This is a genomic window from Rhodococcus sp. PD04, assembly GCF_035918275.1.
GTDB lineage: Bacteria > Actinomycetota > Actinomycetes > Mycobacteriales > Mycobacteriaceae > Rhodococcus > Rhodococcus rhodochrous.
Genome location: NZ_CP142143.1, coordinates 3,895,025 through 3,913,444, shown reverse-complemented (window position 1 = coordinate 3,913,444; position 18,420 = coordinate 3,895,025). Strand labels below are relative to the sequence as shown.

Annotated in this window: 20 protein-coding genes and 4 tRNA genes; 23 read left to right on the top strand and 1 reads right to left on the bottom strand. The window is 66.0% G+C overall.

The window, feature by feature from the left end; translation table 11 throughout:
• The first annotated feature begins 24 nt into the window (after positions 1-24).
• Positions 25-885: a zinc metalloprotease HtpX gene (gene htpX, locus U9J23_RS17830; RefSeq protein ID WP_026061590.1), complete on the top strand. Its 861-nt coding sequence runs from the start codon at positions 25-27 to the stop codon at positions 883-885.
• 117 nt (positions 886-1,002) lie between these two features.
• Here htpX and U9J23_RS17825 read toward each other — a convergent pair whose 3' ends face one another.
• A complete protein-coding gene (locus tag U9J23_RS17825; protein ID WP_059383317.1) occupies positions 1,003-1,494 on the bottom strand; it encodes a YajQ family cyclic di-GMP-binding protein in 492 nt (163 codons plus the stop codon).
• A 149-nt stretch (positions 1,495-1,643) separates the two neighbouring features.
• Between U9J23_RS17825 and U9J23_RS17820 the strand changes: the two genes are divergently transcribed.
• The 22 genes from U9J23_RS17820 (at position 1,644) to U9J23_RS17715 (ending at position 18,352) form a co-directional block, all read left to right on the top strand.
• Positions 1,644-1,726: transfer RNA gene (locus U9J23_RS17820), tRNA-Tyr, on the top strand.
• A 336-nt stretch (positions 1,727-2,062) separates the two neighbouring features.
• Positions 2,063-2,135, top strand: a tRNA-Thr gene (locus U9J23_RS17815).
• A 43-nt stretch (positions 2,136-2,178) separates the two neighbouring features.
• A tRNA-Met gene (locus U9J23_RS17810) sits at positions 2,179-2,254 on the top strand.
• A gap of 58 nt (positions 2,255-2,312) precedes the next feature.
• Entirely contained in the window at positions 2,313-2,480 is a 168-nt protein-coding gene (gene rpmG, locus U9J23_RS17805; RefSeq protein ID WP_003941903.1) for a 50S ribosomal protein L33, read from the top strand.
• An 84-nt stretch (positions 2,481-2,564) separates the two neighbouring features.
• Positions 2,565-3,140: a (3R)-hydroxyacyl-ACP dehydratase subunit HadA gene (gene hadA / locus U9J23_RS17800; protein WP_085469616.1), complete on the top strand. Its 576-nt coding sequence runs from the start codon at positions 2,565-2,567 to the stop codon at positions 3,138-3,140.
• Complete coding sequence (hadB, locus tag U9J23_RS17795; RefSeq protein WP_085469615.1) at positions 3,127-3,552, top strand: (3R)-hydroxyacyl-ACP dehydratase subunit HadB; 426 nt, start codon at positions 3,127-3,129, stop codon at positions 3,550-3,552. Before hadA ends, hadB begins: the two co-directional genes overlap by 14 nt.
• Before the next feature lie 179 nt (positions 3,553-3,731).
• Positions 3,732-3,804: transfer RNA gene (locus U9J23_RS17790), tRNA-Trp, on the top strand.
• Positions 3,805-3,836: 32 nt separating this feature from the next.
• Complete coding sequence (secE, locus tag U9J23_RS17785; RefSeq protein WP_106201478.1) at positions 3,837-4,262, top strand: preprotein translocase subunit SecE; 426 nt, start codon at positions 3,837-3,839, stop codon at positions 4,260-4,262.
• Positions 4,263-4,312: 50 nt separating this feature from the next.
• Positions 4,313-5,167, top strand: a complete 855-nt coding sequence (gene nusG, locus U9J23_RS17780) for a transcription termination/antitermination protein NusG (RefSeq protein WP_085469613.1) — start codon at positions 4,313-4,315, stop codon at positions 5,165-5,167.
• 95 nt (positions 5,168-5,262) lie between these two features.
• Entirely contained in the window at positions 5,263-5,697 is a 435-nt protein-coding gene (gene rplK, locus U9J23_RS17775) for a 50S ribosomal protein L11 (protein ID WP_006552290.1), read from the top strand.
• Between the two features lie 115 nt (positions 5,698-5,812).
• The gene (gene rplA, locus U9J23_RS17770) at positions 5,813-6,526 is read left to right on the top strand and encodes a 50S ribosomal protein L1 (RefSeq protein ID WP_059383315.1); all 714 of its coding nucleotides are present in this window, start codon (positions 5,813-5,815) and stop codon (positions 6,524-6,526) included.
• Between the two features lie 415 nt (positions 6,527-6,941).
• Positions 6,942-7,469: a 50S ribosomal protein L10 gene (rplJ, locus tag U9J23_RS17765; protein ID WP_059383314.1), complete on the top strand. Its 528-nt coding sequence runs from the start codon at positions 6,942-6,944 to the stop codon at positions 7,467-7,469.
• A 123-nt stretch (positions 7,470-7,592) separates the two neighbouring features.
• Positions 7,593-7,979: a 50S ribosomal protein L7/L12 gene (gene rplL / locus U9J23_RS17760; protein ID WP_024101686.1), complete on the top strand. Its 387-nt coding sequence runs from the start codon at positions 7,593-7,595 to the stop codon at positions 7,977-7,979.
• A gap of 312 nt (positions 7,980-8,291) precedes the next feature.
• The gene (locus tag U9J23_RS17755) at positions 8,292-9,365 is read left to right on the top strand and encodes an ABC transporter ATP-binding protein (RefSeq protein ID WP_059383412.1); all 1,074 of its coding nucleotides are present in this window, start codon (positions 8,292-8,294) and stop codon (positions 9,363-9,365) included.
• Between the two features lie 67 nt (positions 9,366-9,432).
• On the top strand, positions 9,433-10,224 hold the full coding sequence (locus tag U9J23_RS17750) for an MlaE family ABC transporter permease (protein ID WP_006552286.1): 792 nt from the start codon (positions 9,433-9,435) through the stop codon (positions 10,222-10,224).
• A gap of 4 nt (positions 10,225-10,228) precedes the next feature.
• Complete coding sequence (locus U9J23_RS17745; RefSeq protein ID WP_024101684.1) at positions 10,229-11,089, top strand: MlaE family ABC transporter permease; 861 nt, start codon at positions 10,229-10,231, stop codon at positions 11,087-11,089.
• Positions 11,086-12,459, top strand: a complete 1,374-nt coding sequence (locus U9J23_RS17740) for an MCE family protein (RefSeq protein WP_059383313.1) — start codon at positions 11,086-11,088, stop codon at positions 12,457-12,459. The genes U9J23_RS17745 and U9J23_RS17740 overlap by 4 nt, the downstream gene beginning before the upstream one ends.
• Entirely contained in the window at positions 12,456-13,535 is a 1,080-nt protein-coding gene (locus tag U9J23_RS17735; RefSeq protein ID WP_059383312.1) for an MCE family protein, read from the top strand. Before U9J23_RS17740 ends, U9J23_RS17735 begins: the two co-directional genes overlap by 4 nt.
• Entirely contained in the window at positions 13,532-14,530 is a 999-nt protein-coding gene (locus U9J23_RS17730; RefSeq protein WP_059383311.1) for an MCE family protein, read from the top strand. The genes U9J23_RS17735 and U9J23_RS17730 overlap by 4 nt, the downstream gene beginning before the upstream one ends.
• A complete protein-coding gene (locus U9J23_RS17725; RefSeq protein WP_326599482.1) occupies positions 14,530-15,780 on the top strand; it encodes an MCE family protein in 1,251 nt (416 codons plus the stop codon). Before U9J23_RS17730 ends, U9J23_RS17725 begins: the two co-directional genes overlap by 1 nt.
• A 14-nt stretch (positions 15,781-15,794) precedes the next feature.
• Positions 15,795-17,108 (top strand): MCE family protein, encoded by a 1,314-nt coding sequence (locus U9J23_RS17720; protein WP_085469611.1) that lies wholly within the window; start codon positions 15,795-15,797, stop codon positions 17,106-17,108.
• Positions 17,105-18,352: an MCE family protein gene (locus tag U9J23_RS17715; RefSeq protein WP_085469610.1), complete on the top strand. Its 1,248-nt coding sequence runs from the start codon at positions 17,105-17,107 to the stop codon at positions 18,350-18,352. Before U9J23_RS17720 ends, U9J23_RS17715 begins: the two co-directional genes overlap by 4 nt.
• Positions 18,353-18,420: the final 68 nt, after the last annotated feature.

The following is an 18,420-nucleotide window of genomic DNA, read 5'->3' as shown; positions in this document are numbered from 1 at the left end:
ATCGTGGTGCGGAAGGGGTGCGACGTGCACGGATACTCGAACCGTCTCAAGACGGCCGGTCTGCTGATCGGAATGTCCGCGCTGATCGTGTTCGTCGGAGCGTTGTTCCAGAATTCGACGATCCTGCTGATATCGATCGTGCTCGCCGTCGGCATGAACGGTTATGCGTACTTCAACAGCGACAAGCTCGCTCTCCGGGCGATGCACGCCCAGCCGGTCACCGAGGTGCAGGCTCCGGCGATGTACCGGATCGTGCGCGAGCTCGCGACCGCGGCGCACCAGCCCATGCCGAGGCTCTACATCAGCCCCACCAACGCCCCCAACGCGTTCGCCACGGGACGTAACCCGCGCAACGCCGCCGTGTGCTGTACGACGGGCATCCTGGAGATCCTGAACGAACGGGAACTGCGCGCGGTGCTCGGCCACGAACTCGCCCACGTCTACAACCGCGACATCCTCATCTCGTCGGTCGCCGGCGCGATGGCGGCCGTCATCTCGGGTCTGGCGAACTTCGCGTTCTTCGCGTCGGCCTTCGGCAACCGGGAGGGTGGCGCGAATCCGCTGGCGCTGCTGCTTGTTTCCCTGCTCGGCCCCATCGCGGCGTCGGTCGTCAAGCTCGCCGTGTCGAGGTCGCGTGAGTACCAGGCCGACCAGTCCGGTGCCGAGCTCACCGGCGACCCGCTGGCCCTGGCCTCGGCGCTGCGCAAGCTCGCTCTCGGCACTCAGGCCGCCCCGCTGCCGCCCGAACCGAAGCTCGCGGCCCAGTCGCACCTGATGATCGCCAACCCGTTCCGGGCGGGCGACAAGATGAGCCGGTTGTTCTCGACGCACCCGCCGATGGCCGACCGCATCGAACGACTCGAGCGCATGGCCGGGATCCGCTGACCCCGGACAACTCGCACGACCCCCACAGACGACACCGCCCGCGACGGAAATCGCGGGCGGTGTCGTAGGGGAGAGGTTTCGTCGGCGGTGCTCGACGAACCGGCGGTGCTCGACGAACTAGCGGTAGTTGACGAACTGCAGGGCGATGTCGAGGTCGGCATTCTTGAGCAGCGAGATGACGGCCTGCAGGTCGTCGCGCTTCTTGCTGGTCACGCGCAGCTCCTCGCCCTGGATCTGAGCCTTGACGCCCTTCGGGCCCTCGTCACGGATGAGCTTGGAGATCTTCTTGGCGTTCTCCTGGCTGATGCCCTGCACCAGGGTGCCGGTGATCTTGTAGACCTTGCCGGACTGCGTCGGCTCGCCGGCATCGAAGGACTTCAGCGACAGGTCGCGGCGGATCAGCTTCTCCTTGAAGACCTCCAGCGCGGCGAGTGCGCGGTCCTCGGTCTCGGCCGAGATCGTGATGGCCTCGTCACCCGACCACTCGATGTGCGCCCCGGTGTTCCGGAAATCGAAGCGGTTGGCGATCTCCTTCGCCGCCTGGTTCAGCGCGTTGTCCACTTCCTGGCGGTCGACCTTGCTCACCACATCGAACGACGAATCAGCCACGTCTCACTCCACTTCCGGGTCGATCTGTAAGGGTTCTGTCCACCCGACGCTATCGGGTCGCGCGGGGCTGTGACCACTCGGTTTGCGTTTCGGGGGGGTATGCGTTGTATTCTTCCAAACGCATCGAGGACGCGGTCCCGATCGCACCCGGCAGGTTGCCCGAGCGGCCAATGGGAGCGGACTGTAAATCCGTCGGCTTATGCCTACGTAGGTTCGAATCCTACACCTGCCACCGGAACGGCCCCGGTTCTTCGGAACCGGGGCCGTTCTGCATTCCGGGGGTCCTTGGAGTGCAGTCCCTGGGCGCGGATTCTCGTAGCGAGATCCCCGAGTGCGGGTCCTGCTCTCCCGGAGGTTCCGGCCGGCTCGGCACGCGGTGCCGTTCCTTCCCGCGCCCGGTGCCCACCGCCGACCCGCCGCGCGCGTACGTGTGTGCGCGGGTGCGTGCCGGTGCGCGGAGCTCGGCAAGCATCGGCGTTTATGCGCCTCTACCAGCGGATTTTGCGCCAGGACCGAGTGTGTGTAATCTTTTGGAGGCCGCAGCGAGCAGAGATGCTCCGGAGGCCACGCCCCCTTAGCTCAGTCGGCAGAGCGTTTCCATGGTAAGGAAAAGGTCGACGGTTCGATTCCGTCAGGGGGCTCGCTGGATTGAGGTGCCGCCTTCGTAGCGACACTCGGCACCGAGGCGGTGTAGCTCAGTTGGTAGAGCAAACGACTCATAATCGTTGCGTCGCCGGTTCAAGTCCGGTCACCGCTACCAAAAGTTCATGATCCACCCTGATCGATACTGATCGGATTGACGCGAAAGAAGGCATCCCGTGGCCTCCTCTACTGACGTTCGGCCGAAGATCACCTTGGCCTGCGAGGTGTGCAAGCACCGCAACTACATCACCAAGAAGAACCGTCGCAACGACCCCGACCGGCTCGAACTGAAGAAGTTCTGCCCGAACTGCGGTACGCACCAGTCGCACCGCGAGTCCAAGTAGCCGGTCGGAACGACGTCGACGCGTAAGGTCTCCGCAATACCGACCGTGCCAGTTGGCGTCGTCGGAATTGCGGAGGTTTTGCGTATGACGAACGTACTCGAGAACCAGGAATCGGTGGACGCGACCGAACAGGCCGGGATCCCGTTCGATGCCGCCGCGCACGCCAAGTCCATGGTCGGCCACCACTACCGGGTGGACGACTACTACGAGGTGGGTCGCGAGAAGATCCGCGAGTACGCCCGTGCCGTGCGCGATTCGCATCCGGCGCATCACGACGACGACGCAGCCCGCGGGCTGGGGTACGACGGCGTGATCGCCCCGCTGACCTTCGTCTCGATCGTCGGCATGATCGCCCAGCGCAAGCTGTTCGAAGAGGTCGTCACCGGATACGACCTGAGCCAGATCATGCAGACCGACCAGCGGATGGTCTACCACCGCCCGATCCAGGCCGGCGACAGGCTGTTCTGCGACGTCTACCTCGACGATTTCCGTCAGGCTGCCGGCAGCGACATCATCACCACCAAGAACGTGATCACCGATCAGTACGACAATCTCGTGCTCACGTCCTGGACGACGCTCGTCGCCCGTTCCGGTGGCGAGGTCGACGACAACATCGCGAACGCGGTCAAGGATGTGGTGATGCACAGTGACACTCCGTAGTTTCACGGATGTCGCGGTAGGGGACGAGCTTCCGTCGAAGGTCGTCACGCTCACGCGTGGAAATCTGGTCAACTATGCCGGTGTGTCGGGTGATCCCAACCCGATCCACTGGAGCGACAAGGTGGCCGAACTGGCCGGCTTGCGCGACGTCGTCGGGCACGGCATGCTCTCGATGGGCATCGCGGCCGGCTTCGTCACGGAGTGGCTGGGAGACCCCGGTGCGGTGACCGAATACAACGTTCGGTTCACCAGTCCGGTATATGTGGAGGCCGACAAGGCCGCCGAGATCGAGTTCACCGGCAAGATCAAGTCGGTGGACGCGGAGAGCAAGACAGCAGTGGTCGCTATCGTGGCGAAGTCCGACGGTCGTAAGATCTTCGGTCGGGCCACGGCAACGGTCCGTTTGGCCTGACGGCCGAGCGGATTGGGTTTGTCCCGGGGCAATGCAGTACACTTAGGCTTCTGGGATCGCATAGCAGCGCGCTGCTCTACGAAGGCCGTAACGGCCCGACGGGGTAGCGCGCGTGTCATGTGGTCGCAGATGGGTCGGTTCCGGACACTCGCTTCGTACGAGTGTGGATGTCCGACCAGAGGGGCGTAGCTCAATTGGCAGAGCAGCGGTCTCCAAAACCGCAGGTTGCAGGTTCAAGTCCTGTCGCCCCTGCCCCCGGACTGCCAGCGACCGAGAGGAACGATGTGAGCGAGGAGCGCGGTCAGCGCCACAGCGGCACCGCAGGGAACATCCCCGGCGACGCTGGAACGGCTACCGGCGCGACCCCCGACGGTTCCTCCGCGGCTGCTCGGCCGACCGGCAAGCGGGCCACCCGTCGTGGCGCGGCCGATTCCTCGGCTTCCACGACGAACGCGGTGTCCATGAAGAAGACGTCGCGTTCGGCCACGGCCGTGAGCGATCGTCCCGCCGCGAAGTCCGAGAACATCTTCAAGCGACTCGTGCGCTTCTTCCGTGAGGTCGTCGCCGAGCTCCGCAAGGTGATCTGGCCCAACCGCAAGCAGTTGACCACCTACACACTCGTGGTCCTTGCGTTCGTGACCGTCATGACGGCGTTCATCTTCGGATTGGATCTGGCGTTCGTACAGGGCGTCAGCTGGTTGTTCGGTTAGCGCCTGTCCGCGCGAGACGAAAAATGTGATCGACGAGAGGAAAGTGCCCGGTGAGCACCCCCGAGAACGACTCGTACGAGGCTTCGGCCGAGGAGCACGTTTCGGACGAGGCCTTGGTTGACGACGTGACGGCCGAGTCGGCGGATGCGGACACCGAGGTCTCCGAGTCCGACACTGCTGTCGAGTCCGGCACCGATGCCGAGTCCGACGCCGATGTCTCCGACGCAGCGGAGGACGCCGACGACGCCGACGCAGCGGAGAGCGCCGACGCCGAAGAGGACGAGGTCGATCCGGCCGAGGCCCTCGAGAAGCAGCTGCGGCGCGAGCCCGGCGACTGGTACGTCGTGCACTCCTACGCCGGTTACGAGAACAAGGTCAAGACCAACCTCGAGACCCGCGTCCAGAACCTCGACCTCGCCGATTACATCTTCCAGGTCGAGGTGCCGACCGAAGAGGTCACCGAGATCAAGAACGGTCAGCGCAAGCAGGTCAACCGCAAGGTCCTGCCCGGCTACATCCTCGTTCGGATGGAACTCAACGACGAGTCGTGGGGTGCCGTCCGGAACACGCCCGGCGTGACCGGCTTCGTCGGAGCCACGTCGCGTCCGTCGCCGCTGACGATCAAGGAGGTCGTGAAGTTCCTCCTCCCGCAGCAGGCGAAGAAGAAACCGGCGGCCGGTGCCCCGGCCGCAGGCGAGCAGGCTCCCGCCGCCGCTGCGAAGCCCGCCATCGAGGTGGACTTCGAGGTCGGCGAGTCCGTCACCGTGATGGACGGCCCGTTCGCGACGCTGCCCGCCTCCATCAGCGAGGTCAACGCCGAGCAGCAGAAGCTCAAGGTCCTGGTGTCGATCTTCGGCCGTGAGACTCCCGTGGAGTTGTCGTTCAACCAGGTGTCGAAGATCTGACGGTCCCCGGGACCCGACGGCGCCGGCATCCGGCGCGCACAAGCTTGCAGTAGCAGTACGCAAGAACCACACCGAGCAAGAAACTAGGAATAGAGATGCCCCCCAAGAAGAAGAAGATCGCCGGGCTCATCAAGCTCCAGATCCAGGCCGGCCAGGCCAACCCGGCTCCGCCGGTCGGCCCCGCGCTGGGTCAGCACGGCGTCAACATCATGGAGTTCTGCAAGGCGTACAACGCCGCGACCGAGTCGCAGCGTGGCAACGTCGTGCCGGTCGAGATCACGGTCTACGAGGACCGCTCGTTCGACTTCAAGCTGAAGACCCCGCCGGCCGCAAAGCTCCTGCTCAAGGCCGCAGGCGTGCAGAAGGGCTCCGGCGAGCCGCACAAGACCAAGGTCGCCAAGGTGACCATGGATCAGGTGCGCGAGATCGCCAAGACCAAGCAGGAAGACCTGAATGCCAACGACATCGAGGCTGCCGCGAAGATCATCGCCGGCACCGCTCGGTCGATGGGCATCACGGTCGAGGGCTGAGCCCTCACTGTTCCGGGGAGCAGTCCCCGGCCTGCAGTAGCACTCGTGGGAGGGCCGGCCAGGCCCGCTACCACGCCCGAACCATTCACCTGCCGGTGAGAAGTTAGGAAAGAACATGGCAAAGCGCAGCAAGGCATACCTCGCCGCGGCCGAGAAGATCGACTCGGACAACCTGTACAGCCCCCTCGCAGCTGTGAAGCTCGCGAAGGAGACCACCTCGAAGAACTACGACGCCACCGTCGAGGTCGCCATGCGACTCGGTGTGGATCCCCGCAAGGCGGACCAGATGGTGCGTGGCACGGTCAACCTGCCGCACGGCACGGGTAAGACCGCTCGCGTCATCGTCTTCGCGGTGGGCGAGAAGGCTGCCGAGGCCGAGGCCGCAGGTGCCGACGTCGTGGGCGCCGAGGATCTGATCGAGCGCATCCAGGGCGGCTGGCTGGACTTCGACGCCGCGATCGCGACCCCCGACCAGATGGCGAAGGTCGGTCGTATCGCCCGCGTCCTCGGTCCCCGTGGTCTGATGCCGAACCCGAAGACGGGTACGGTCACGCCGGATGTCGCGAAGGCCGTCACCGACATCAAGGGTGGCAAGATCAGCTTCCGCGTCGACAAGAACGCCAACCTGCACTTCGTGATCGGCAAGGCCTCGTTCGACGAGACCAAGCTGGTCGAGAACTACGCTGCTGCTCTGGACGAGGTGCTCCGCGCCAAGCCGTCCAGCGCGAAGGGCCGCTACATCAAGAAGGTCACGATTGCTACGACCACCGGCCCGGGCATCCCGGTGGATCCGCAGCGCACCCGCAACCTCCTCGAGACCGCGGAGTAGATCGCACTGCACGTAATTCACACTGCACGCAGTGGGTTTGCAGCCTGAAGCGGCCGGCACAGCATCGCTGTGCCGGCCGTTTTGCATCTCGCGCACGTCGTCCGCTACAGTGGTCGGGTAGTTCGGCGTGCGCCGATCTTCACCCCGATCATGTTCTACCCAAGACCGTTGGTCACCGAATCCGCGTGCGGATCGGTTGAAGGTCCGGAGTTGTCCGGCGGCCCACGCAGGAGGACGAGGTTAGGGGAGATGTGAGCCGCGATGTGCCTTTTCGGGTGCATTCGAGTTCCTCCTCCTTTTACGCCCCGTGTGCCCTGCGCCGGGGCGTTCGTCGTTTTCCGGTCCCGGCGGTCGTCCGGTGGGGCGTCCCACTCGGGACACCGGGAAAACGACTGTTACTGAGAGGAGGCGAAGTATGGCAAAGCCCGAGAAGGTTTCCGCAGTTGCGGAGATCACCGAGCAGTTCAAGACCTCCACCGCTGCCGTGGTCACGGAATACCGTGGTCTGTCGGTGGGAAGTCTGACCGAGCTGCGTCGCGCTCTCGGAGAGGGTGCCACCTACTCCGTCGCCAAGAACACCCTGGTCAAGCGTGCCGCCGCTGAGGCGGGCGTCGAGGGTCTCGACGACCTGTTCGTCGGTCCGACCGCCATCGCGTTCGTCAAGGGCGAAGCGGTGGACGCTGCGAAGGCTCTGAAGAACTTCGCGAAGGACAACAAGGCTCTCGTCATCAAGGGCGGCTACATGGACGGCGCTGCGCTGTCCGTGGAGCAGGTCAACCAGATCGCGGACCTCGAGTCCCGCGAGGTGCTGTTGGCCAAGCTTGCCGGCGCGATGAAGGGCAACTTGGCAAAGGCCGCAGGCCTGTTCAACGCCCCTGCTTCTCAGGTGGCCCGCCTCGCGGCCGCTCTGCAGGAGAAGAAGGCGGGCGAAGAAGCCGCCTGACGCTGATCCGCATCACCGCGAATCCGCATCACCGCGAAAGATACATCCACGCGTGCTCCGGCACGCACCATCCCATCCGGTCGCGGATCAGCGACATGGGACTTATCAGGAAGGACCGCCACCATGGCGAAGCTCACCACCGAAGAGCTGCTCGACGCGTTCAAGGAACTGACCCTGCTCGAGCTCTCGGAGTTCGTTAAGGCATTCGAGGAGACCTTCGAGGTCACCGCTGCTGCTCCGGTTGCCGTCGCTGCCGCCGGTGCTCCGGCCGCTGCTGCCGAGGCCGAGTCCGAGCAGGACGAGTTCGACGTCATCCTCGAGGGTGCCGGCGAGAAGAAGATCCAGGTCATCAAGGTCGTTCGCGAGATCGTCTCCGGCCTGGGCCTGAAGGAAGCCAAGGACCTCGTCGAGGGTGCTCCGAAGCCGATCCTCGAGAAGGTCGCCAAGGACGCTGCCGACGCTGCCAAGGCCAAGCTCGAAGAGGCCGGCGCCAAGGTCACCGTCAAGTAAGACGGTTTCCGAACTTTCCGTCGAGCGTTCCGACGCTCTCCGGGACGGTTCCGCACAGGGCCGTTTCCGCGAATTCATTTCGCGGAAACGGCCCTTCTGCATTTTCGGACGAGAATTGCGAGCGTTATGTCCGATATCGGAGGAATCCGATTCCGCACGGTGTTCATGCAGGTCACGGCGTAAGTCGAGATATGCGGACCCCCTTGTACGAGGTCCTTACTCATGAGTAGGATCGCTTGTCACAGGTACCACTATCCATGCGATAGAGTGGCCCAACCCACACGGGGGCGACGGTATCGGACAGCGGAGGTAATCGTGGGAGTCGAGGTTTCCGTCGAGGGGCTGACCAAGTCCTTCGGCTCGCAACGTATCTGGCAGGACGTGACGTTGACGCTGCCAGCCGGCGAGGTCAGTGCGTTGCTCGGTCCGTCGGGTACCGGTAAGTCGGTGTTCCTCAAGTCGCTGATCGGTCTGCTGCGCCCGGAGGAGGGCTCGATCGTCATCGACGGCACCGACATCCTGCAGTGCTCGAGCAAGGAGCTCTACGAGATCCGCAAGCTGTTCGGGGTGCTGTTCCAGGACGGTGCGTTGTTCGGATCGATGAACCTCTACGACAATGTCGCCTTCCCGCTGCGCGAGCACACCAAGAAGTCCGAGTCGGAGATCCGGCAGATCGTGATGAGCAAGCTCGAGCTCGTCGGTCTGCTCGGCGCCGAGGACAAGCTGCCCGGTGAGATCTCCGGGGGTATGCGCAAGCGCGCCGGTCTGGCGCGGGCGTTGGTGCTCGATCCGGAGATCATTCTGGTGGACGAGCCGGATTCGGGTCTCGATCCGGTGCGCACCACCTACATTTCGCAGACGTTGATCGACATCAACGCCGAGATCGATGCGACCATCCTGATCGTGTCGCACAACATCAATCTGGCGCGCACGGTGCCGGACAACATCGGGATGTTGTTCCGCCGGCAGTTGGTGATGTTCGGTCCGCGCGAAGTGTTGCTGACTTCGGACGAGCCGGTGGTCAAGCAGTTCCTCAACGGCACGATGATCGGTCCGATCGGGATGTCGGAGGAGAAGGACGAGGCGACGATGGCGCACGAGCAGGCGCTCGTCGATGCGGGTCATCATGCCGGTGGTGTGGAGGATGTCGAGGGGATCGTGCCGCAGATGCAGGCGACTCCGGGGATGCCGGAGCGGCAGGCGGTGGCGCGTCGGCAGGAGCGGGTGCGGTCGATCCTGCATACTCTGCCCCCGGCCGCCCAGAGCGCCATCCTCGAGTCGCTCGATCACACCGGCGCGCCCCAGACCTCCCGTGGATACGCCGACGACGACACCCAGATCATTCCCGCCTACACCGGAGAGGGATACGAGCAGGCCCCGAAGTAGCAACAGCCGCAGCAGTCGTACAACGTCAGTGGTAGTACAGCCGCAGGCTGGAGAAGTAGGAGAGTAGATGGGGGCGGGCAGCTCGCTCGTGCGGCCGGTTCACGGCGCACTCACCCAGGCCGGCAACATCGTCGAACTGTTCGTCGACGTCGTGCGGAACACCTTCCGCCGACCGTTCCAGTTCCGGGAATTCATCGAACAGGCGTGGTTCATCGCCAGCGTCACGATTCTTCCGACGGCGCTCGTCGCGATCCCGTTCGGTGCCGTCGTCTCGCTGCAGACCGGGTCGCTGATCAAACAGCTCGGCGCTGAATCGTTCACCGGCGCCGCGAGCGTCCTGGCGGTCATCCAGCAGGGCAGTCCGATCGTGACGGCCCTGCTGATCGCCGGTGCAGCCGGCTCCGCGGTCACGGCCGACCTCGGATCGCGGACGATCCGCGAGGAGATCGACGCGATGGAGGTGCTGGGTATCAATCCCATCCAGCGACTCGTCGTCCCGCGAGTACTGGCGATGGTGCTCGTCGCGCTCCTGCTCAACGGTCTCGTCTCCGTGATCGGCATCGCCGGCGGGTACTTCTTCAACGTCGTGCTGCAGGGCGGTACCCCCGGCGCCTACCTCGCCTCCTTCTCCGCCCTGGCACAGCTACCCGACCTCTACGTCGCCGAACTCAAGGCTGCGATCTTCGGGTTGATCGCCGGAGTCGTCGCGTCCTACAAGGGACTGCACCCCGGCGCGGGTCCGAAGGGCGTGGGGGAGGCCGTGAACCAGACCGTCGTCATCACGTTCCTGCTGCTCTTCTTCGCGAACCTGATCCTGACGATGGTGTACCTGCAGATCGTTCCTGCGAAGGGATCCTGACCAGATGACAGTCTCCAGAGGCCGCGGAGATCTCGTTCTTCTCCGGGGTCGCCGAGCGGTGCGCGCACCGCTGAACGTGCTCGACCGCGCGGGGGACCAGATGTCCTTCTACGCGCGCGCCGTCGCGTGGACCCCGCGAACCCTCACCCACTACCGCAAGGAAGTCCTGCGGTTGCTCGCCGAGGTCACCTTCGGCAGCGGTGCGCTCGCCGTGATCGGTGGCACCATCGGCGTCATCGCGATGATGTCCGGCTTCACCGGCGTCGTCGTGGGTCTGCAGGGTTACGCCGCGCTCGAGCAGCTCGGCTCGTCGGTGCTCACCGGCTTCCTCTCGGCCTACGTCAACACCCGCGAGCTGGCCCCGATCGTCGCAGCGCTCGCGTTGTCGGCGACCGTGGGCTGCGGCTTCACGGCGCAGCTCGGCGCCATGAGGATCAGCGAGGAGATCGACGCCCTCGAGGTGATGGCCGTGCCGTCGCTGCCGTTCCTGGTGACCTCCCGGATGATCGCCGGCTTCGTCGCCGTGATCCCGCTGTACATCATCGGTCTCCTCGCGGCCTATCTCGCGACCCGCACGATCAGCACGCTGTTCAACGGCCAGTCGAGCGGCTCGTACGACCACTACTTCTATCTGTTCCTCCCACCGGAGGACGTGCTGTATTCGTTCGCGAAGGTGCTCGTCTTCGCGTTCGTGGTCATCCTCATCCACTGCTACTACGGTTTCCACGCCAGCGGCGGCCCTGCCGGCGTCGGTGTGGCCGTGGGCCGCGCGGTGCGTACCGCGATCGTGACGATCGCGATCCTCGACTTCTTCCTCAGCCTCGCGATCTGGGGCACGACGACCACGGTGAGGGTGGCCGGATGAGCGACACGACCACTTCGCCCGTGCGTCGCCGCACCCTGGGACTGATCTTCTTCGTGGTGCTGGCGCTGTTCCTGTACGTCACGATCGCGATGTACAACAAGACGTTCACGAAGGTCGTGAAGGTCGACCTCCGCACCGACAGCATCGGCAACGCCCTGCCGCTCAACGCCGACGTCAAGGCGCGCGGTGTGCTCGTCGGCGAGGTCCGCGGAACGAGCGCGGAAGGCGGCGACGTCACCGCACATCTCGCTCTCGACCCCGACAAGGCCGAACTGATCCCGGTCAACGCCACGGCACAGCTGCTGCCGAAGACCCTCTTCGGTGAGCGCTACGTCTCGCTGATCATCCCCGACGATCCGGGCCGTCCCGTTACGAACGGCGATGTGCTGGTGCAGGACACGAGCGAGCGCACCGTCGAGCTCGGCGATGTGCTCGACGGGCTGCTCCCACTCCTCGAGGCCGTCCCGCCGCAGGACCTCGCCAACACGCTCGGCGCCCTCGCCCAGGGACTGAGCGGACGCGGCGAGAAGCTGGGACGGACGGTCGACGATCTGGAACGGATCTTCCGTGAGGTGAACGTCGAACTGCCCACGCTGCAGGAGGATCTGCGCGGACTCGCCGACTTCTCGCAGACCTACTCCGAGGCTGCACCGGAGCTCGTCGAGGCGCTGAACAACCTGCGCACGACGGGTGGCACGGTCGTCGAACAGCAGAACCAGATCCGCACGCTGCTCGCGAGCGCGACGGGAGCGTCGTCGCAGACGGCCGATTTCATCGAGCAGAACTCGAACTCGATCATCACGCTGTCCGCCGATTCGAAGGAGGCGCTGCAGCTGCTCGCCCGTTACTCGCCGTCCTTCCCCTGCACCTTCAAGGGATTCGCCGACGCGAAGCCGGCCGCTGTCGACCTGCTCGCAGCCGACGACCCGTTCCCGGGTGTGCGTGCGAACATCCAGTTCACCAACCCCAAGGGCCGCTACCTGCCGAACCAGGACGAACCGCGTCTGCTCGACGATCGCGGACCGGCCTGCTACAACGACGTGACCGCTCCGGGCCGCAACTTCCCGCAGTATCCGGGCGGTTCGGTCAACGACGGTTCGTACCAGGTGCCGTCGCGTAATCCCGGCCCCGAGACCATCGATTTCTTCCCTGCCCCGGCAGGGTCCGGTGTCCCCGACGACGTCGGCGAGATCATCGGCACCTCGGACGGCGGCGCCACTCCCGTCTCGTACGCGGGCTCGCGTCTGGAACAGGACACGCTCGACGTGATCTACGGGCAGGCCACCGGCGTCGACCCCGAGGAGGTCCCGTCCTGGACCACCCGGCTCGGGGCTCCGGCGATCCGCGGTACGGAGGTGAGCTTCCAGTGAGAGGTCTGGCAGCACCCCTGATCAAACTCATCGTGTTCGCCGTGGTCACCATCCTCGCGACCGGTGTCCTCGCCGCGACCATCGCCAGTGTCGGTGGTGGGGGAGGAACGAAGTTCCACGCGATCTTCTCCGACGTCACCTCCCTCAACAAGGGCGACGACATCCGCATCGCGGGTGTCCGCGTGGGACAGGTCGAGGAGATCTCGGTCTTCGACGAACGGCAGGCGCGGGTCACCTTCTCGCTCGAGGAGCGCGACTGGCTCCCGGCCGGAGCCACCGCGACCATCCGGTTCCGCAATCTCGTCGGCCAGCGCTACATCGCGCTCGGTCAGGGTGAGGGCGCGCAGGGCGAGAAGATCACGGGCGGCGACACGATCCCGATCGAGCGCACGAAGCCGGCGGTGAACCTCACGACGCTCTTCGACGGCTTCCGTCCGTTGTTCCAGACGTTGAGCGCCGACGACGTCAACAAGCTCTCGTTCCAGATCATCCAGGTCTTCCAGGGTGAGGCCGGGACGATCGACGATCTGGTGCGCAGCACCGCGTCGCTGACCAACACCATCGCCGACAAGGATCGCGTGATCGGTGCGGTGATCGACAACCTCAACACGGTCCTGGCCACGATCGACCAGCGCGACGAGCAGCTCGATTCGCTGCTGGTCAACACGCAGGCACTCGTCAGCGGATTGTCGGCCGACCGGGAGACCGTCGGTTCGGCGGTCGCGTCGATGGCCGGGCTGACGGACGCGGTCTCCGACGTCCTCGAGCCCACCCGCCCGTCGATCGCGCAGTCGATCACGGCGCTCGAACAGGTCACCTCGAATCTCAACGCGAACCGCGACGAGGTCGACCGCGTCCTCGAGACGTTGCCGGTCAAGCTCGACAAGCTCGGGCGCGTGGCCAGCTACGGGTCGTGGTTCCAGTTCTACCTGTGCGGTATCGACGTCGTCGCAGGTCCCGGTTCGGTCCCGTATCTGAATCTGCCGACGGGGCTGCCCACCGTGAACCAACCCATCTACACGAATGCGGCGAAGCGTTGCTCGCAGGAGGGGATGCAGGAGTTGCAGGGACGATGAGCAAACGTCGCAGTCCGGCCGCCGCCGGTGCCCTGGGCATCGTCGTGGTGCTGCTGGGGACACTGTCCGCCTTCTTTCTCGACGAACTGCCCATCATCGGGGCAGGCGCGACCTACAAGGCCGAGTTCAGTGAGGCCGCAGGTCTCAAACCCACCAACGAGGTGCGCATCGCCGGCGTGAAGGTCGGCAAGGTCACCGGAGTCGACCTCGAGGGCGACCGCGTGATCGTCTCGTTCAAGGTCCAGGACGCCTGGGTCGGGGACGACACGGCGGCCTCCATCCAGATCAAGACGATCCTCGGGCAGAAGTATCTGGCGCTCGAGCCGCGGGGAGGGGAGGTGCTCGACCCGGACGACCGGATCCCGCTCGACCGGACCGTCGCGCCGTACGACGTGATCGAGGCGTTCTCGTCGGCGGCCACGACCCTCGGCGAGATCGACTCCGAGCAGCTCGCAACCGGCTTCCAGACCCTGTCGGAGGCCTTCTCGGAGACACCCGACGACATCCGGGCCTCGCTCGACGGCATCAGCCGCCTGTCCGAGACGGTCGCGAGTCGTGACCAGGAGCTGAAGAAGCTCCTCGACGCGACCGGCAACGTCTCGAAGGTGCTCGCCGACCGCAACGCCGAGTTCAACCGGTTGCTCTCCGACGGTGCGCTGCTCGTCGCGGAACTGAACAACCGGCAGGAGGCGATCTCGCAGTTGCTCGACGGCACCAAGCGGTTGTCGGCCGAGCTCTCCGGGCTCGTCGAGGAGAACCGCGAGACCATCGGTCCCGCCCTGCAGCAGTTGCGCGGCGTCGTCGACATCCTCCAGGAGAACAACGACAACCTCGATCGGGCCATGGAACTGTACGAGCCGTTCGTGCGCGTCTACACCAACGTCGTCGGCAACGGCCGGTGGTTCGACCAGGTCGTCGTGAACCTGACCCCGCCGGGCCTGCCGGAGATCCCCGGTTACCGCGAGCCCGGTCGCCGCCTGGAAGGGGGCAACTGATGGCACACGCCGAGAACGGCGAGTCCCGCAGCAATCGCGGGCGCATCGCGCTGATCGCGGCCGTCGTGGCGGTCGCGGTGGCCCTGGCCGGAGCGGGCTGGTGGATGCTCACCCGACTGGGCACCACCGAGATCACCGCCTACTTCGACAAGGCCGTCGGCATCTACGAGGGTTCCGATGTCCGGGTGCTGGGCGTCGAGGTCGGGAAGGTGACCTCCGTGGAACCGCAGGGCGACCTCGTGAAGGTCGGTCTGCGGGTGAACCGCGGCATCGACATCCCCGCCGACGCCCGCGCCGTGCAGATCACCCCCTCGGTGGTCGCCGACCGTTACGTGCAGCTCACTCCCGCCTACACCGGCGGCGACACGATGAGCAGCGGTGCGGTGATCGACCGCGAGCGCACCGCCACCCCCGTGGAGGTCGACGAGCTCTACGCGAGCATCGACGAGCTCTCCCGCGCGCTCGGTCCCGACGGCGCGAACCGCGAGGGCGCACTGACCGACTTCGTGGAGGTCGGTGCGGAGAACCTTGCCGGCAACGGTGAGGCCCTGGGGCAGAGCATCGAGAACCTCTCGGCCGCCGCGCGCACGCTCGACCAGTCGCGCGACGACCTCTACGGCACGATCGAGAACCTGCAGGTGTTCGTCAGCGCCCTCGCGGCCAACGACGACCAGGTGCGTCAGTTCAACGCCCAGCTCTCGGACCTGTCGGGATTCCTGGCGGGGGAGCGGCAGAACCTCGGTGAGGCATTGAACACGCTGTCGGTCACGCTCGGCGACGTCGCGACGTTCGTGCGCGACAACCAGGCGGCCGTGAAGGACAACGTCGACGCGCTCGTGCCGATCACGGAGACCCTGTCGAACCGCCGGCAGGAACTCGTGGATTCGCTGACCCTGCTCCCGCTCGCGGTGAGCAACCTCGTCAACTCCTACGACGCCGAAGCCGGTGTGCTCGCGTCGCGCCTCGTGCTGCCCGACCTGCAGGACCCTGCGGGAGCGGTGTGCAAGCTCATCGATCTGGGCAATCTCGTGCCCGGCGACGAACGTTTCGAGCAGCTCGGCCGGCAGATGCAGCCGCTGATCGACCGGTGCCGCGACGTCGCCACGCAGATCACCGAGGACCAGCGGTCCCCGGATCTGATCCTGCCGTTCGGTGTCCTGAGCGGCGAGAACATTCAGCGGCAGGTCACCCCGGGCACGGTGCCCGGCGTGGTCTCGCCCCGGCTCGACCTCCAGGGAGGAGATCGGTGAGCGGCGCGAAGAGGATGGGCCGCACAGGTGTCTTCGGAGCGGCCGCGTGCGTGGTCGCGGTGACGGTCACGGGCTGCGGAGGTCTGTCCGACGTCCCGTTGCCCGGCGGCGCCGATGTGGGTAGCGATCCGATCCGTCTGTCCATCCAGTTCGACGACGTGCTCGACCTGGTTCCGCAGTCGAGCGTGAAGGTCGACGGCGTGCCGGTCGGGCGCGTCGAGTCGATCTCGGTCGCATCCGATTTCGGGTGGACCGCCGACGTCGACATCGTGCTCGACTCGAGTGTCGACCTGCCGGCGAACGCGCTCGCGAGCGTCGAACAGTCGAGTCTGCTCGGTGAGAAGTTCGTGCAGCTCACACCTCCGGAGGACGAGCCCCCGACGGGCCGGCTCGCCGACGGCGACGTGATCCCGCTCGACCGCACCCGGCACGCCACCGAACTCGAACCGGTGCTCGGCGCGCTGTCGCTGCTGCTCAACGGTGGCGGTGTCGGTCAGCTCGCGCCGATCGTCAGCGAACTGTCGACGGCCTTCGACGGCCGCGAGGGCACCACGCGCAGCCTCATCGAGCAGGCCGAGACCCTGATCACCGGTCTCGAACAGCAACGCGACGACATCACCCGGGCCCTCGACGGGCTCGACGAGCTCACGGTGCGGGTCGCGGAGCAGAACGACAAGATCGCAGCCGTGCTCGACGAACTGCCGGTCGCGACCGAGGTGCTCGAGCAGCAGCGGCCGCAGCTGACCCAGCTGCTCGGCCAGCTCGACCGGCTCGGCACCGCGGGTGTCGATGTCCTCGATCGGTCCAAGGAGGATCTGATCGCCGACCTCCTGGCGCTGCGCCCGACCCTCCAGTCGCTCGCGGCGTCGGGTGACGACCTGGTCGAGGCGCTCGCCTTCGTGCCCACTGTGCCGTTCCCGGACGGTGTCGAGAAGGTCGCGCTGGGCAACTCGGTGAACCTCTTCCTCGTGGTCGACCTGCAGATCGGCAACGCGCTGGCCGCGCTCGGTGTGGGTCAGGGCGACCCGGTCTACCGCGAGCCGAAGTTCGGCAATCCGAAGCCGCTCGTCGACCCGTCCAATCCGTACTACGACGGGAACGGACCCGCTCCGGGCTGGCCCACGGTGTCGTTGCTGCCGGTGCTTCCCACCCCGCGTCTGCCGGGTGTGACGCTGCCCGAGGGGGTGTCGCTGCCCGACGGCATCGAGATTCCGGGGGTCACCGAGGCCGGTGCGGACACCGACGCCGAGACCGACGGTGACGAGGCCCCGCAGCCGGGGCCGTTGCAAGGTTTGCTGAATCAGCTCGGACTCGGGGGTGGGCAGTGAGATCGCGCCTGGTGAAAGTGCAGCTCGCGCTGTTCGTGATCATCGCGCTGCTCGGCATCGTGTTCGTCGGTGCCCGGTACGTGCGGCTCGACAACCTCATGGGGTTCGGCCAGTACACCGTCGACGCACGGTTCCCGACCGGCGGCGGCATCTTCCCGAACGCCGAGGTCACTTACCGCGGGGTGCCCGTGGGCCGTGTCGGGGCGCTCAGTCTCACGGACGACGGCATCAACGTCGAGCTGCGCCTCGACAACGGTGGCCCGCAGATCCCGGCGTCGGCGCGCCCGGTCGTGGCGAACCGGTCGGCGATCGGTGAGCAGTACGTCGATCTGCAACCGCCGACCGACGAGGGCCCCTATCTCGAACAGGGCTCCGTCATCGAGGGCACCGAGGAGGATCTGCCCACGCCGGTCGAGGATCTGCTGCTGAGCACGAACGACCTCGTGTACTCGGTTCCGCTCGAGCCGCTGCGCACCGTCGTCACCGAACTCGGCGCGGCCTTCGACGGTCGCGGCGACGACCTGCAGGTGCTCGTCGACGCGCTCGCCGGACTCAGCGAGAAGGGCGCCGAATACCTGCCGCAGACCGTCACGCTGATCCGCGACAGCCTCACGGTGCTCGACACGCAGTCCGACCAGTCGTCGGCGATCCGGCAGTTCAGCTCGGATCTGGATCTGGTGACCGCGCAGCTCCGCGACAGCGACCCCGATCTGCGGCGCCTGATCGACACCGGCACCGACGCGAGCGACCAGCTCTCGCAGCTGATCGAGGGTTCCGGCCCGGGTCTGACCACCGACCTCGCCAACCTCGCGGCGGTGGCGGAAGCGGCAGCGCCGCAGTCCATCGCTCTGCAGCCGCTGCTGGCCTTCCTTCCCGCCGTCGCGGGCAGTGCGAGTACGGTCGCTCCGGGCGACGGCGCGGTGCGTCAGGGCATCGTGCTCGAGACCAACAATCCGCCTTCGTGCACCATCGGGTACGAGGGGACGCAGGAGATCCTCGCGCAGATGCGCGCGCAGGATCCGAACTTCGACGAGACCCAGCAGGACTTCCCGTTCAACACGAACGCCTCGTGCGAGGTGCCGCAGGGCAGTGTCACCGGCGTGCGCAGCGCGAACCGCATCGTCTTCGCCGATCCGAACACGATCCAGCCCTGGGATTTCAAGCCGAAGAAGGACCCCGACAAGCTCAACCTGAATCCGATCGCGACGCAGCTCGCGCCGTTGCTCGGAGTCACCCCGAAGTGAGCAGTTAGTAGGTTTGTGGAGTGAGTGCACCAATTTCCTCCGACGCTCCGCCCACCCCGCCCCCATCC